The organism is Paenibacillus marchantiophytorum (genome assembly GCF_014640555.1).
GTDB lineage: Bacteria > Bacillota > Bacilli > Paenibacillales > NBRC-103111 > Paenibacillus_E > Paenibacillus_E marchantiophytorum.
In genome coordinates this window covers 15,238-31,773 of record NZ_BMHE01000056.1, presented here as the reverse complement: position 1 = coordinate 31,773, position 16,536 = coordinate 15,238, and the positions used below count along the sequence as shown (strand labels likewise).

Below are 16,536 nucleotides of genomic sequence, written 5' to 3'. Positions count from 1 at the left end.
CCTTCTACTCACATACATAAACGAATCCTGCCCTCATACTGAAATTGTCAAAACTTATGATAATTCGTTTCTTTTTAGAAGGAAAAGACCATAGCGACAAGGAAGAATATATATAACTATGTCGAATCCTAGGTACATTCATCGAAAAAACTCATAAAGGAGCGCTCAAGTCTACTATGATTAAGCAGCAGCCATCGACAAGCGGAGCCTGGACTTTACACCGTATTGCACTCGTTTATCATATTATCGCTATCGCCTTGATCAGCGCAGACTTCTTTTTTCTGCATCAACTTGACTATCTCCAGTCCCATCGTCTGCTAGGCATCAGTATCGACATTATTATCTTAGGATTCATTCTCGTGCTGGCTATACAAGGCATTAAAACAGTCAAAAGAAAAGAGGCTTTCATCCTAGAACAAGCGGAACGTTACAAATCTTTGTATGACAATCATCCAGATTCCATCATTTCCTTCAGCCTGGACGGCGAGGTGCTGTCCGCTAACCACGGGTTGGAAAGTCTTCTCGGTTTAGGCCGGGAGAGCGCCATGCTCACGTCTTTCATTCCTATGATCAACCCGCCTGATCTACTTAAAGCTTTGCATCACTTTCAAGTGGCGTCCGCTGGAATGCCGCAAAATTTCGAGGCTGCTTTTGTTCATCAAAAGGGCTTTCCGATTCCATCCAATGTGACTTTTGTCCCAACGATGATCGACGGACAAATTGTTGGCGTTTACGCCATTCTCAAGGATTTGACGGAAGTCAAAGAACAGAAGAAGGAAATCGACAAACTCTACAAGCAGAATCAACTGATTCTGAATTCTGTCTCCGAGGGGATTTATGGGATCGATTTGAGCGGCCGCACGATATTCTGGAATCAAGCTGCTGAAGCGATTACCGGTTGGAAAGTGGATGAAATGCTGGGCCGTCAGATTCATAATCTGATTCGCCCCATCAAATCCGATGGCACCTTCTACTCCAATGAGGAGAGCCCTATTTTGAACACGATTCTGGGCAACGAATTTCCTGTGATGAAAGAAGATCAATTCTGGCGCAAAGATGGTACGGCATTCCCGGTTGAATATATGTCCAGTCCCATGTTGGAGGGCAGAGGCCAGATTCTGGGTACGGTCATTACCTTCAAAGATATTACAGAGCTTAAAAAGACGCAGGAACTGTTGATAAAATCAGACAAGCTGTCTGCCGTCGGTCAATTGGCTGCCGGGGTGGCTCACGAAATTCGCAATCCGCTCACGGCATTGAAGGGATTCCTTCAACTTTTGAAAACGAACAGCGAGAAAGAACAATATTACATCGATATTATGCGGAAGGAACTGCAGCGTATTGAGTTTATTGTGAATGAGTTTCTTTTTGTTTCCAAGCCGCAGGCAACCCATTTCGTCACCAAAACCGTAGACTCCATTGTGATGAGCACTATTGAGCTGCTTCAACCTCAGGCCCTTCTAGGGAACATTGAAATTGAAGCGGAAATAGCCCCAGGCTTGCCGGCAGTTTCTTGTGACGAGCATCAAATCAAACAGGTATTCATCAACATCCTGAAAAACGCCTTAGAATCCATGGCTCAGGGCGGCACCATGCGTATCCAAGCCGAGTCAGATCTTCCTGGACGCAACATTACGATTCGGTTTATTGACGAAGGATGCGGCATTGCGCCTGAACGACTTCCCAAACTCGGCGAACCCTTCTACAGTACCAAAGAAAAAGGGACAGGCCTAGGACTTATGGTCTGCTACCGAATTATTGAAGCACATGGCGGTTTGATGCAAATTCGCAGCAAGTTGGATGAAGGAACAACCGTTGAAATTACACTTCCTTCCACCACGATCAACGAGAATAAGGAAGTGACTGTTAAATGAATGGCTTTTTAATCGATTTGGATGGTACCTTGTACCGGGGGCATGAGCCTATCCCTCATGCCGCGGCATTCATTGCATGGCTGCAGGCGGAGCGCCTGCCGTATTTACTCGTGACGAATAACTCGTCACGTACGCCTGAACAAGTGTCCGAGCATCTCCTTGCGCTCGGCATCGAAGTTCCCGCTGCGGCTGTCTACACGTCGTCACAGGCAGCCGCTCAGTACTTGACCGAGCAGCGCGGCGTACGTCAGCGCGTGCATATGATTGGCGAAGCCGGGCTGCGAATCGCCTTGGAGGCGGTCGGCTTCGACCTGGTTGAGACGACGCCGGACTACGTCGTCCAAGGCATTGACCGCAGCTTCACCTACGCGAAGCTGACGGAAGCCGTCCGCCACTTGAAGGATGGCGCGACTTATGTCTTAACCAATCCTGACCGCATGCTGCCGTCGGATGGAGGTCTTATGCCAGGGGCAGGCTCCCTGGCCGCTGCGATCACCGCCGCCTCCGGCGTAGAGCCGGTGGTGATCGGCAAACCTTCGCCGATCATCATGGCTTACGCCATCGAGCGGCTTGGACTGCCTGCCGCCGATGTCTGGGTGATCGGCGACAACGTGCACACCGACATCCGCGGAGGAGCGGTGTCGGGCTGCCGCACAGCCCTTGTGTTGACTGGCGTCGCCACGCCGGACAACGTGCAAGAGCAGCTGGCGTCGGCGGGCTTGACGCCAGACCTCGTGTGTACGGACCTGCAGCATTTCATGGATCAATTCCAGACTCCCGCAAATTGAAAAGGCTGCGCGTTAAGGTCATAGTTCACACGAACCTTAACGCGCAGCCTCTTTGTAATGTTACTGTATCTACTCGATACAATCCCAGTCCACATCCAGAGGTGAATTTCGTTCCTGAAACCGTCCTTCTCTGGCATCTTTCTGCAGACCTTCCAACCATTTGAGCTCGCAGAAAGCTCGTTTATAACCGCCTACCATCATTTGCAGGACAACGCGCGGAACGGTATGGATGTGTTCTTCATACACACTCCTCGAGCGCTGCATAATGATTTTTTGGGCCATAATCTTATGCTCGAGAATTTCTGCAATTTTGGCTTGGTCGCCATGAACGGTGAAAGGAAGAGCAACATAGAGCGGGTGGTAATGTTTAATTTCTTCATGCAACTGCTCAATCAGCAGTTCTTGAAATTTATATTTACCGGCTTCTGTAATTTGATAGACCGTTTTCTCAGGACGATTCGTATCCCGCACGACTTCAAGCGCTTCTACTAAGCCGTCCTTGCGAAGCTGATCCATCGCATAGTACAGGGAACCATCCTGAAGCTTCATGTAGTTATGCATGTTTCTTTCTTTCATTGTTTGACGAATATCGTACGTGTGCCGGTTGGCTTCCATCAACAGACCCAGAATGACAAGCTTCATCGACATCCTTGCTACCCCCTAGTGTCCTACTGGCGCGCTTCCTTTGACAGGAGCACTCCCCACTTCAAGTTTAGCATTTCCCATCATAAGAATGAACACAAGCCCAACTACAGCCAAAACGATCGTCGTTTGAAAAACAACAGCAATTGAATCCGCCAAGGCAGTCAAAAGCTTATGCAGCACTTCCTGCGGAATGTTGGAACGGACATCCGGTTGCAGCAACATACGCGCATCATGAAACTTTTCTGCCATAGCAGGATCGTTCAAAGATTCTGTGATATTCGTCCGAAGGGAATTGACTTGAATGCTGCCAAAAATCGCAACACCGATAGCTGATCCAACGGAACGGAAAAAACCAACGAGGGAAGTTACCGTACCTCTGCGGCGGAAGTCTACTTTGTGCAAAGCCGACATGGAAGTAATTGGGAAACAAGCGCCAATCCCTAGTCCTAGAAGTATCATATAGATTGTAATTAACCAGCGCTCGGAATCAATGGAAAGTCCACCTAACAACGAGGTAGCAACGAGCATTAATGCGACAGAAACCAACATGACATTGCGGTACGAGTATTTTCCGATAAAACGTCCACCCAGCGCACTGCTGACAACGACGCCCAACATCATCGGGGTTAACGTCGATCCAGCGCTGGTTGCTGAGCCCTCGAATACACCTTGAATAAACAGCGGAATATACGTTCCGGCAGAAATCAAGACAGCACCGTAAGCAAAACTTACGCCCATGCTGGAGGTAAACAAGCGATTTTTAAATAAATCCAGAGGTATGATCGGCTCTGCGGCATATTTTTCGACGGTGATAAAAGCACCGAGCAAGATAACAAAGCCAATAAGTAGACCAATAATTTGCCAGGAAGTCCACGCATATTCTTTGCCCCCAAGTTCCAAAGCAAACATCAGGGAGACAATCGAAGCAGTCAGCAACACCGTACCGCTCCAATCAATTTTGGCTTTGCTGTGTTCAACGGACCCGTGGTAAGAGAAAATAATAAGCAGTAGGGAAACAACACCAAGTGGAAGATTAATAAAGAAAATCCATTCCCACGTGACGTGGTCGGTGAAATAGGCGCCAATAATCGGACCAAGGACACTGGACAGTCCAAAAACAGCTCCGAAGAGCCCTTGCATCTTGCCCCTTTTCTCCGGAGGGAAAATATCAAAAATAATAGCAAACGTAATTGGCATCAAAGCACCGCCACCAATACCTTGGATAGCCCGGTAAATGATGAGTTCGGTCATGGATGTTGCTGTTCCACAGAGCGCAGACCCAATCATGAAAACAATAATTCCGATAATAAAAAACAGCTTGCGACCGTACATATCAGAGAGCTTGCCGAAAATCGGCATTGCAGCGACGTTGGCAATCAAATACGCTGAGAATACCCAGACGAATTGACTGAAACCTCCTAATTTCGAGACGATGGTAGGCATCGCCGTGGACACGATTGTTTGATCCAGGGACGCGAGTAAGAGCCCTAGCATCAATCCGACAACCGTCCATGTTGTGTTCGACTTACGTGTTAACGACATGAGGTGAATCTCCTTTTAACTTTAATTAATACATAAAATCATTATACTCAAATTTGAGTATTTAGCAATGGGATTTCCTCTGTCAGACAGAAATATTTGCCGATGCTGCTCTTCCTATCATATAATAAGCTTACAAAAGGTTTTTATGTCCTTTACAATTTCGATAAATTTTATTTGTAAGTCTAAACCTATTATAAGCAGGAGGTATGCGCATGAATATGAACCAGTTAGAAACATTGCTCACCATATCCAAAACGATGAGCTTTCGCAAAGCTGGCGAAATTCTTAACTTGACCCAACCTGCCGTTTCCGCCCAAATTAAGAGTCTTGAAGACGAATTCGGCACGATACTTATTGATCGTAATCAACCTGTTACGTTGACGGATAGCGGCAAACTGTTCTTGGAACATGCTGAGAAGATGCTGCGAATAGCCAGTGATCTCAAACAGCGATTGTCCGACTTGCATTTAACGCCACAAGGCCATATTCATATTGGCACAACGACTTCCATCGCGATGCAGATTTTACCCAGGGTGCTTTCCTACTTCCAGGATCAGTTCCCTTTGATCAAAACGACGATTCACTCCATGACTTCCTCGCAAATTATGACCTCCGTCGAGAACAGCCAGATCGATATCGGAATCACGTATTTATTCGAAAAAAACCAGGCTTTGGAAACATCGGTTCTTTACTACGATACTTTTGAGCTGATCGTCTCCACCCATCATCCACTTGCCCGTTTTGCCCATCTGTCCATTGAAAAGCTGCGCAACATTCCGTTCATTACGCTGTCTCCGGAAACAGCTGGGCGTCGGTTTGTCGATCAAATCTTCAAAACCTATGACGTTTCGCCGCATATTGTAATGGAGCTATCCAGCAGTGAAGAAGTGAAGCGGATGGTCGAGTTGAATCTTGGCGTCGCCATCATCTCTAAGATGTCCGTTGCCGATGAACTCAAACACGGGTCACTCAAGATGGTAAAGGTAAATGAATTGGATATTACCCATCCAGTAGGTGTAGTATATAAATCAGGACGCTACTTGAATTCTGCCATGCAGCAGTTCCTGCGTGATTTGAAAGGAATGCCGGAAACCCAATTTCTCGGCTCTGAATAAGCTATTTTCTCATGAAGCTCTTGTACTACTTTATAGGAGGTCACTTATGAAATTCGATCTACATACCCATCATGACCGCTGTGGACACGCACAGAATACCATTCGCGACTATATCGAGGCTGCGATAGCAGGTGGCTTGCAAGTCATCGGCATCTCGGATCATTCCCCCTATTTCGGAAGCAGCGAGGATCACGCCCAGCCCTTAATTGCCATGGCGAAAAGCGAGTTCCCGCGTTATATCGAGGAAGTCCTCCAGCTTAAAAAAGAATACGAAGGCAAAATTGACGTCCTGCTTGGGGTCGAATCCGATTATTTCCCTGAGCATACCGCTATTTATCAACAGGAATATGCCAAATATCCGTTTGACTATATCATCGGTTCCGTTCACTTATCCGGTGGTGTCAGTATTTTCAACCGCAATAGATGGAACAAGCTAAACGAAGCACAGAAGATCGAGCAGAAAGAAGAATACTACCGACTTATCGCCGAATCTGCGCGTTCCGGCATGTTCAACATCCTGGGTCATATCGATGCAATGAAAGGCTTCTATCCGGCTTTCTCCGATATCGCTACCCCTAAAGTCAATGAAACCTTGAAAATCATCGGGGAATCCGGTGTAGCCATTGAAATTAACACTTCCGGTAAAACCAAAGATGTGGGCGGTTGGTATCCTTCCCGCGAAATCCTGGAGCAAGCGCTTCATTATGGTGTTGAAGTGACCTTCGGCTCCGATGCCCATATCCCTGGCCGCGTAGCGGATGACTGGGAGGAAGTACGTCAAACCTTGAAAGAAATCGGCTTCAAACAGTGGGTCTATTTCAAAAACAAACAAAAACAAGTTGTTCAACTGTAACGCAAATAGCAGCTTCCAAAGGCTCTTATTCCTTTGGGCAGCTGCTATTTTTCTATGTTCATTTCACGAAAAGTAACGGCGGGGGGTTCCCGTCGTCAGGAACGCCAGCTTCTGCTGCAAGCTTTCCTGCATGGCCGCTAGCATTTGTTCGGCATTCATCGGACGGAAGAAATAGAAGCCTTGGATGTGGCTGCAGCCGTTAGCAACCAAGAATCTGGCTTGCTCTTCTGTTTCAACGCCTTCTGCAATAATCTTCAGCTGAAAGGAGGTCGCTACAGAAATAATGGCAATGATCATCGCGCGATCCTTATCATCCGTTTGCACGCCGCGGACAAAGGATTGGTCGAGCTTGATTTTGGTCACTGGGAACCTTTTCAAATAGCTTAACGAAGAGTAATGGGTGCCGAAATCATCCACCGATATGGCAATACCCAACAGCCTCAAGCAGCGGAGCGCATCCAACTGCTCGTCCTTCATAGCGACATTCTCCGTAATTTCCATCTCCAGATATTTGGCTTCCAGTCCGGTTTCGGCCAAAATTCGGCTCACTGTTTCTACAAAACGCTCATCATTCAATTGTTTCACAGAAAGATTGACGGAGATAGTCAGCGGGGTTGCTGTTTCCCTCTGCCAAGCTTTCATCTGCTTGCAAGCGCCGCGAAGCACCCATTCCCCAATTTCCACGATGGTTCCAATTTCTTCCGCTAATGGGATGAAGTCCGCTGGCGATATATAACCTTTGGTCGTATGATTCCATCGCAGAAGAGCCTCCACACCGACGATTTGGCCTAAATGGCAATCCACTTGAGGTTGATACACAATTTCAAGTTCGTTGCGCTCAAGCGATTGGCGCAAATGATTGCCCATTTCGAGCTTCGTTAGCGAATTCATCGCCATTTGCTCATTAAAGAAGCTGTAGGAGCTGCCGCTCACTTTCTTCGCTATGTACATCGCTATATCGGCATTTTTGAGCAGAGCTTCCCAAGTTAAGCCGCCGTAGGGATACTGCACAATCCCAATACTTGCGCTAATAAAAAATGCACGATTCGAGAGCAGGCAAGGCGGCTTCAACACTTCGATAAGTTGTTCACAGAACAACTGGATATCCAGCTCACTTGTACAAGTGTCCAGCAAGATAGCAAATTCATCGCCACCAAATCTGGAGAATGTGTGAAATGGCAACCCTGATTGTTGAATCCTCCCCACAACTTCCATGAGCATTAGATCCCCCATATGATGACCATGGGAGTCATTCACCATTTTGAAGTTATCCAAATCAAAGAAAAGTACCGCTAAGGAAGAATGGCAGGTTTCACATAAAGTGATTTGTTCTTTCAGAACCATTTGAAAATGGGCACGATTATGGATGCCTGTCAGGACATCATGATACGCCAAGTAGGAGAGCATCTGCTCTGATTCCTGCAAGCGACTATTGGAATTAAACAATTCTTGCTGCCCAGCAAGCAGCTTATCATTCATTTCGGTTAAGCCCTCATTGGCTAGCCGCAGCTCTTGCGTACGATCATTTACGGCACGACTCAGTTTATCCCGCTGTCGATTGATATACAGGATAAACAAAATACCCAGCAGCAGAACGGAGATGAATGAACTGCGGATCATCAGGATGGAGCGATCGATGCTGTGAACGGCACTTTCCTTCGGCAGCGCAGCGAGTTCCCATTGGTTTTCCGAGAGTGTAATGTGAGCGATCATAGGATTTTGCTGGAAAACTTGGTCATCTCCAAAAAAAGCTGGCTGTCCAGGACTGCGAATCGCAATTTGCAGCGCTTGGGTATCCTTATCGTTAACTTCCGCTTCGTTCAGCAATTGCTTCAAATTTACGCCAACCGAAACGAAGCCCCAGAATACGCCGTCCTGATATAAAGGCTTACGCGCAACCACACCACGGATACCTTGCAGCAAATCAAAGGGACCGTCCATGGTCATTCGCTTGGCACGCAAAGCCCTTACAATTTGTTGTTGGACATTCGGCCGCGGATCATTCAGTAAATCCCATTGCTGAATACTTTCGTTGCCTTCGATCGGATAAACGAATTTGACTATCCCTTTGGGAGCAATAATCAAATTGAGCGTTGAAGCCTGAGCCCCGACATATAATGAAGCAATGTAATTCAGGACTTCTTGGTCATCTTTATTTCGCAGATACGTTGAACTCACATAAGCTTCTAGACTGACCATCAAATTAAAATTACGGTCAATGACAGATTGCAATGCCAACGCTTTCGATGATAATTGCGATTGTTCGGTTACGGTTAACTCATGAAGCAAGGATTCGTGATACTTCTCCAGCACGAATTCAGACGATGAAACCAATAGGACGAAAATTAGTGCGATTATCGTGTATTGCATCGTTTTCATACTAATCTACTCCTAGGCAATGCTGTTATTAGATCCTGTTGCGACCACTATTCTCTCTATTATTTCATTTAAAATCCTCTTGATGCAATGTTTTTTATTGTGAAAGGACCCAAGCGCCGTCTAAGCAAGCAACAAAGGCTGCTCGCCACGATTTCAACCTTGTTATATACTAAGTAGAAGAACACTTGATGGAATGGAGATCTCACATGAATATACATGAAATCCCGATAGCTTTAATTGACGAAGATACGGATCAACCCAGATACCAATTCGATGAAGAAGCGCTGCAGGAACTTATGAAAAGCATTGAGGAAATCGGTTTGCTTTCCCCGATTAAGGTAAGAACGACAGCGGATAACCGCTACAAAATTATTTATGGAAACCGCCGTTACAAGGCAAGTAAAATGCTTGGAAAAGCAACCATGTCCTGCATAGTATCTACAGTTACGGACGAGCTTGAGATCTATTTGGAGCAAATTGCGGAGAATTTGACACGCGAAGGCTTCTCACCAATTGAGGAAGCTGAGGCTTTCCATAAATTGATGAATGATGCCAAGTTTAGTTCATCGATTAAATATCTTTCCGGCAAACTGGGCAAACCCGAAGCTTATATCAAAAACAAATGTGATTTGCTGAAATTCGGCAACAGTGTCAAAAAGCTGATCGTCAGCGGAACGGAGATTCGCAAAGACAAGCTGACCGAAGATCAATTGCTGCCGCTCAAAGATTTGCCGATGGAACATCGCGATCCGCTCGCGCTCATTATGGCACGGGACGAAATGCCTGTCAGCGATGTCAAGAAAATCGCCAAAATGTTTAAGGATAAAGACATTTCCGAAAGCACCAAAGGCAAGCTGCTCTACAAATCCGGACGCGATCTCGTTGAGACTTGGTCCAACTTCCAAAACAACCGCGCAGAACGAGCCAAGCCCGCTCCTGCTGCTCCGGTCAAAGCGCCTACGAAAGCGCCCAAAGTTGATGCAGCGGCGTCCATACTGGTTGCAGCTGCCAGCGAGACGAAGACTCCCGCCATTCATACAACCGTAGAGTATGGAGGCTTAAGCATCATTCACAGCAAGGTTCAGCAGCTATTGTCGGTTTTGCCTGCTCCCGTTGAACTCATCCAAGGAGAGGATTTGAACCTGCATGGTGCTGACCAAGACCAGCTAGTGACGGATCTTGCCACACTGGTCGAACAATTAGAGAAACAGCTGGAAGCCTGGAAAAAAGTGAAGGAGCTCGCCGCTTCCCACTAGTCCAGCACGGGAAGCTACGTCGAGCCCTGTTACTCTAACTTTTTGGCGTAGCAAAGCCGAGGAAGCCCGCCATACATCAGGCGTGAGAACTGCACGGTTAAACCGGCAGCTTCCAGGTTTCTCCGGCTTACGGCATTGTCAGGATGCACGGTTGCATACAAATACTTCATTCCCTTTTCGCGTGAAAGCTGCTCTCTCCTTGCATGGAAATGCCGCTGCAATCCTCTCCCCCTGACCGATTCATGAACAATCGATCCCTCCAGCGAAGCTACTTTGGCCAGATCACTCTCGGGTACGCCAAATTCTCGTCCGAGATTGCTTTCGCTGAATGCCGGGAAGGCAAGCATCGTAAAAGCCACCAGCTTGTCAGCTTCATAAACGCCATAAATCTCGCTATCCTGTTCCAAATAAGCATACAGCGCTTCAATTCGATCCATCGCATACAGCGCTTCGGAAGGAAGTCGTGAGACCACATCCATCATCAGTTCCTGCACTTGCGGAATTTCTTGCTCCCACAGTCGAATCAACTCCAAAAGTAAACCCTCCTACACAAAATTCGTAATTCGCTCGATCTGCACAGTAACGTCACGAAGCGGCACAAAGAAGTCATCTCGCAGCAGAATTGTCGTTTCCAACCGGCATGCTGCTTCATGCAAGTCATGCGCGGATAGACTTCCCGCAACACCGATCAAGGTATGCACAGCACGTTTGGCTGCCGCCCAATCCTGATTCCGCATGGAATCCGTTACTTGTTCAGCAAAGGTCGTATAATTCCGTTTGAACAGTTGAAGCATGACCGTTAGAATGGCTTCTTTGCCTTCCAGACGCGCCAGCGCTGTCCTCCAATCAATGGCTTCAATTCTCATATAGAAGGCATCTCCCTGCTCTTGCAAGCGTGTTGGACGAGCAACTGGCGGCAAAAGCCATTTGCCTATTACACTGAACAAGCGATTCACATCCAATGGTTTACTAAGGACATCATCCATCCCGATGCGCAAATAGCGCTCATGATCCTGTTTCACGACATTGGCCGTCAGTCCAATTATCGGGATGTGCCGGTATGCCTCATGCTCTCTGATCAGCTTGGTAGCTTCAACGCCATCCATAATTGGCATATGGATATCCAGAAGGATCAAATCAATCGCTTCAGAGGCTAGTTTATCGATGGCATCCTGCCCATTCTCAGCTGTGATAATGTCATATCCCCGTTCCTCGAGGATCTCGAGGGCCACCTGCTGATTAATTTCGTTGTCTTCAACGAGCAGAATTCGACCCTTCAAATGTTCAATCGTTGGAGCCGCCAACAGCTGCCCGCCGGCTATAAGATGCGGATGAAACAAGGCATTCAATGTTTGGTAAAGCTCCAACCGACAAATCGGTTTCATCATAACGGCATCTGGCCGATCTTGGATCGGCAATTTCAGCATCTCTTCTTTGCCCAAAGGCGAGGTCAAACAAACCACAATCGTCTTGTCACGATCAATCGAGCGGATGAAGGTTTCCCAGGTATCGATGCCGTACATATCATCAATTTCCATATCCAGCAGAATGGCATCGTAGAGCTCATTTTCAAGTTGCCGACGCTCTAAATGTTCGAACATTTCTTTCCAGCAAGGCTCCGTTGATACAATCAAGGCAAAAGATTCAAGTGTATCCTGCAGGGCACCTCGCATCAACGGATGATCTTCAACCAGAAGGATTTGATACGGGGTATGATCCTGAGTCAAATCCCATTCATCCGGGTCGGCTAATTCAATGACATGGAAGGGCAGTGTGAACGTGAAACTACTTCCTTGCCCTACTGCGCTTTGAACCTGTAAAACGCCTCCCATCAGTTCAATCAAGTGTTGACTGATGGTCAAGCCCAGTCCTGTTCCACCATACTCTCTGCTCGTAGAACCATCTGCTTGCGAAAAAGGTTCAAAAATGATTGCAAGCCGATCATCGGTAATGCCAATGCCACTGTCTTCCACCGTGAAGGTAAGAAATATCTCTCCCGCAGAATGGCTCGTAGCCATTTGAATTTCGAGCATCACATAGCCTGCGCTTGTAAATTTAATCGCATTGCTGCAAAGATTCAAGAGAATTTGACTCAGTCTCAGCGGGTCACCCAGGATATGATTCGGCAGTTCAGCCGCGGTATTGAAAATAAGTTCAATTTGGCGACTGTCCGACAAGACACTTAGTATACTAGAGAGATCCTTGAGCAGTTCGTCCAGATGGAAGCCCGTCTGTTCGATTTCCAACTTGCCGGCTTCTACCTTCGATAGATCCAGAACATCATTGATGATGCCGAGCAAAGTGTGAGACGACGATGTTATTTTGTGCAAATAGTCCTTCTGGTGATCCGAAAGCGGCGTTTTGCCGAGAATTTGAGAAAGTCCAATGATCCCATTGAGGGGGGTTCTGATTTCGTGGCTCATTTTCGCAATGAACTGGCTCTTGGCTTGGCTGGCTTGATCCGCGGCATGCCGCATCGTTACTTCTGTGAATTCATGAACGGTTCCAACGATTCCCTCCAAGTCCCCAGCAGCATTCTTGTAGGCTGAAAGCGTAACGCTATAATCTCTGCGCTCACCTTCAATGGACGGAATACTGAGTTCAAAGCGAATGTTGCCGCCCTTCAGCACGACCTCCTGGAAGTGACGCTTCCAACGGGATTGCTCGGTTTCCGGAAGAAATCTCGTCATCTCATGACCAATAATAGATTCGGCAGTTTTATGAATAATTTGGGCTATTCTAGGGTTAGCTGAGCGGATATCCCCTTCCTTTGTAAATCCCAGAATCCCTTCCTGTGAATTTTCAAAGAGAATCCGGTAGCGCTCTTCACTTTCCTGAATCCGTCTTTCGGCTTCCGTACGTTCGGTAATGTCTGTGGTGGAACCGATAATCTCAACCACTTGCTCACCTTCATAAACGGGCTGTAAAGTCGTAAAGACCGTCTTTCCGCGTAATTTCGCTTCATAAGCAACTTGACTGCCCTGCCAAGCTTCTTCATATTTATCATTTAAATATTGGGAAAATGAGGTCGAAATATGCGGCATATTCCGCATATTCTTATCCTTTAAATCCAATGGATTAAATCCCAATTTACGTAGTAATTGACCGTCAATCATCGAATATACGAACTGATTCTGGATCCTTTTTAATTTAAAAGTAAAGCCGGACTGCAGCCTCAGAATATCTGATAGCTCCTGCTGTATGGACCGAATCTGGCCTTTCAGCTCCTCGGATCGTAAGAAATAGCGAATTAAAGCGCCTACGAAAGCCCCGGCTGCTAAGTGCAGAAGTAAGCCCGGAATGACCAAATCTGTCGCAGGCAGATGATAGATGACAATCATATCCATGAATAACACGACTATGGGACATAAGATAAGCAGCGACCACTTCCTTAAGTAGTCTTGCACGTAGTGATTAGCTAAGGCGCAGCCTGCGAAAATCAGGAAGGCGACAATGGTTACTCGCAGGAAAACGGTCGGATCGATGAGCGTTCTGCCAATAATCATAATAACCGTCGCTATGAAACCGGAATAAGCTCCCCCAATAAATGTTGCCATAAGAATCGCAACAGCTTTGAGATCCATAATATGACTCGCACTGAGATGAACGCCAAGAAACGCTAACGTGACGCCATATAGCCCATGCAGAAGACCTACGAATAAACGATATTTCCATTTCGAAATGGCTTTAAATTTAGGATTGTAGAACAATTGAACGGAAATAAAAATAAAGACAGCCAAGACGGAAAAATTATTAAGCAGGTCTTTGAACAAGCCATCACCTCATCGCTAAGTTACCACTACCCACTTATTATATGACGTCGAATTGTGCCGGGTCTAGTTCATTTCCCAATAACATTGAAGCACAAAAACGCCGCCGATAAATGCTTACTCATGCAGCGGCGTTTTACTGTTGGCAAAGAGGTCGGGAACTTTACTTGCCTCAACTGGAGGGCTAAAGAAATAGCCTTGAGCCATATCGCAATGGAATTCTTGCAGCAGTTTCAAATCATTCTCATTTTCTACGCCTTCGGCAATGACGACTAGCTTCAAGTTGCGCGCAAGAGCAATGATTGTATTCACAATAGCTGCATTCGTCGGATTGATCGAGATATCTTTGACAAACGATTGATCAATTTTTAAATTATGGATGGGAAACTCTTTGAGATAGCTTAGTGAGCTGTAGCCTGTTCCGAAGTCATCCATAGCAATTTTCAACCCCATATTGCGGAAACTATTTAAAGTCGCCAAGGCAACTTGAACATCCATGGTCATGCTTTCCGTAATTTCTAATTCCAAGTAATGAGGTTCTAGTCCTGTTTCCTTGAGGATATTGAGAATTTGATCTTTGAGCGAATGATCATAGAATTGTTTGGATGACAGATTCACAGCGATCGTCACTTTGGGGAAACCAAGCTCCTGCCACTGCTTATTTTGTCGGCAAGCCTCTTGCAGCACCCATTTGCCGATGTTGAAAATCAACCCTGTTTCTTCCGCAATCGGAATAAATTCAAGTGGTGATACACGTCCAAGCTCCGGACTATCCCAGCGTATTAAGCTTTCAAAACCAATAATTCGCTTCTCCAGCAAATCAACCTGCGGCTGATACATGAGAATAAATTCATTTCTCTCCAAGGCTTTCCGCATATGTTTTTCAAGCTTAATGCGCCGTTCAATTTTGGCATAAATTTGCGAATTGAAATACTGCACCTGGTTCCCGCCCATTTCCTTGGCATAGTCCATTGCAATATTGGCATAACGGATCAAGGTTTCTGAGTCCTGGTCATCTTGTGGATACCGACTTATCCCGATGGAAGGGGAAATATAAATTTCGTGATCCAGGATACGAATCGGTTGATTAATGCTTTGCATGACGGTATTCACGAACCTATCCAATTCACTCTCCGAATGATTCTTCACCAAGCCGACGAATTCATCGCTGCCTACCCGGAATACCGACAATTCCTCGGAAAAAGCATTATTCTTGAGTCTGCGGGCAATCACTTGCAAGATACGATCTCCCGTTTCATGGCCAAATGTTTCATTGGTTAGCTTGAAATGATCCAAATTCACAAAAACAACGGCAAATCGCTCCCGCTGCTTAATCGCGTCTTCCAGCCACTTCATCAGGCCATGTCGATTAGGCAGCCCTGTCAATGCGTCATGATTCATTAAGTAGCGGATGCGTTCCTCCATACTCCTCGATTCTGTAATATCGACAGTTAGAGAAATAACTTCCGAGATGACGCCATTTCGTTTCATCGGCCGCAGCACCGTTAAGTAATAATACCCATGCCACTCCGTTTCAAAATCGATGACCTCGGCTTCTTGATCCCAGGCCGCCTGATAGAAGGGCAGCATGTGATCTGCAAGTTCCTCCGGGAACACATCGCGGGGACCCTTCCCCACGGCCTCGTCAGCTTTAGCACCAAACCGATTGAACAAAGATCCCTGCCATTCCATGTAGCGAAATTGATCAGCTTCTTTGCGAAATTTCTTGAGCAGTCCATTTTGCTGTTTGATTTTTTGTTTCAGCTCATCATGAAATTGGAGCAGTTCCTCTTCCATTTTCAGCAGAAACGTAAGCATTTCCAAATGCATTTTAATCGATTGCTCTTTGCCGAGCTTACTGGTCTCATTATGAAGGAACAGTTTCTTGCGCGTAGCGGTTTTGCAGCGCAAGAGAAACTCCTCTATCATTACCCCATTTCTCGACTTTTGGAATAGCTGTTCTTTTTGAAAAAAATCCATGGCTCCCAGCTCAAGCGCCTTCAGTGCAGCCTTGGATCCTTCTTCTGTATAGCTGCTCAGCATAATAACAGGTACTGGGTGAAAGGTCATGATCTGATGAAGTGCCGTTAGTCCGTCCATCTCTGGCATTTCTATATCAAGTGTCACGAGATCGGGCTGCAGTTCGACGATTTTGTCCAGTGCATTGGCCCCGTCAACCGCGAAGCCGACAACCTTAAACTGTTCATCTTTGGCAAAGAGCGTGGCGATCATGTTCCTCATGACGATGGAATCATCAACGATTAACACACGGAATGTTCTCATTCTTGTCACCTAATTCTTTTGAATTCGTCTT

General features: G+C 46.4%; 11 protein-coding genes. 5 read left to right on the top strand and 6 right to left on the bottom strand.

The window, feature by feature from the left end; all coding sequences use genetic code 11:
* Nucleotides 1-176: 176 nt before the first annotated feature.
* Complete coding sequence (locus IEY34_RS31215) at nt 177-1,874, top strand: PAS domain-containing sensor histidine kinase (protein WP_189019423.1); 1,698 nt, start codon at nt 177-179, stop codon at nt 1,872-1,874.
* Nucleotides 1,871-2,662 (top strand): TIGR01457 family HAD-type hydrolase, encoded by a 792-nt coding sequence (locus IEY34_RS31210; protein ID WP_189019421.1) that lies wholly within the window; start codon nt 1,871-1,873, stop codon nt 2,660-2,662. Before IEY34_RS31215 ends, IEY34_RS31210 begins: the two co-directional genes overlap by 4 nt.
* A 69-nt stretch (nt 2,663-2,731) precedes the next feature.
* Here the strand turns inward: IEY34_RS31210 and IEY34_RS31205 are convergent, their stop codons facing one another.
* Together IEY34_RS31205 and IEY34_RS31200 are read right to left on the bottom strand one after the other, a co-directional pair.
* Nucleotides 2,732-3,310: a PadR family transcriptional regulator gene (locus IEY34_RS31205; RefSeq protein ID WP_189019419.1), complete on the bottom strand. Its 579-nt coding sequence runs from the start codon at nt 3,308-3,310 to the stop codon at nt 2,732-2,734.
* A 12-nt stretch (nt 3,311-3,322) separates the two neighbouring features.
* Complete coding sequence (locus IEY34_RS31200; RefSeq protein WP_189019417.1) at nt 3,323-4,849, bottom strand: MDR family MFS transporter; 1,527 nt, start codon at nt 4,847-4,849, stop codon at nt 3,323-3,325.
* 212 nt (nt 4,850-5,061) lie between these two features.
* On the opposite strand from IEY34_RS31200, the gene IEY34_RS31195 reads away from it, so the two are divergent.
* Both IEY34_RS31195 and IEY34_RS31190 read left to right on the top strand, forming a co-directional pair.
* Nucleotides 5,062-5,964: a LysR family transcriptional regulator gene (locus tag IEY34_RS31195; protein WP_189019415.1), complete on the top strand. Its 903-nt coding sequence runs from the start codon at nt 5,062-5,064 to the stop codon at nt 5,962-5,964.
* 46 nt (nt 5,965-6,010) lie between these two features.
* Nucleotides 6,011-6,817, top strand: coding sequence for a histidinol-phosphatase (locus IEY34_RS31190; RefSeq protein WP_189019413.1), 807 nt, complete (start codon nt 6,011-6,013; stop codon nt 6,815-6,817).
* Nucleotides 6,818-6,880: 63 nt separating this feature from the next.
* On the opposite strand, the gene IEY34_RS31185 is transcribed toward IEY34_RS31190, so the two are convergent.
* Entirely contained in the window at nt 6,881-9,196 is a 2,316-nt protein-coding gene (locus IEY34_RS31185) for a putative bifunctional diguanylate cyclase/phosphodiesterase (RefSeq protein WP_189019411.1), read from the bottom strand.
* A 206-nt stretch (nt 9,197-9,402) separates the two neighbouring features.
* Between IEY34_RS31185 and IEY34_RS31180 the strand changes: the two genes are divergently transcribed.
* Nucleotides 9,403-10,452, top strand: coding sequence for a ParB/RepB/Spo0J family partition protein (locus tag IEY34_RS31180; protein WP_189019409.1), 1,050 nt, complete (start codon nt 9,403-9,405; stop codon nt 10,450-10,452).
* A 29-nt stretch (nt 10,453-10,481) separates the two neighbouring features.
* Here the strand turns inward: IEY34_RS31180 and IEY34_RS31175 are convergent, their stop codons facing one another.
* The 3 genes from IEY34_RS31175 to IEY34_RS31165 form a co-directional block, all read right to left on the bottom strand.
* On the bottom strand, nt 10,482-10,985 hold the full coding sequence (locus tag IEY34_RS31175; protein WP_229757924.1) for a GNAT family N-acetyltransferase: 504 nt from the start codon (nt 10,983-10,985) through the stop codon (nt 10,482-10,484).
* 12 nt (nt 10,986-10,997) lie between these two features.
* Entirely contained in the window at nt 10,998-14,225 is a 3,228-nt protein-coding gene (locus IEY34_RS31170; RefSeq protein WP_189019407.1) for a PAS domain-containing hybrid sensor histidine kinase/response regulator, read from the bottom strand.
* 114 nt (nt 14,226-14,339) lie between these two features.
* On the bottom strand, nt 14,340-16,505 hold the full coding sequence (locus tag IEY34_RS31165; protein WP_189019405.1) for an EAL domain-containing protein: 2,166 nt from the start codon (nt 16,503-16,505) through the stop codon (nt 14,340-14,342).
* Nucleotides 16,506-16,536: the final 31 nt, after the last annotated feature.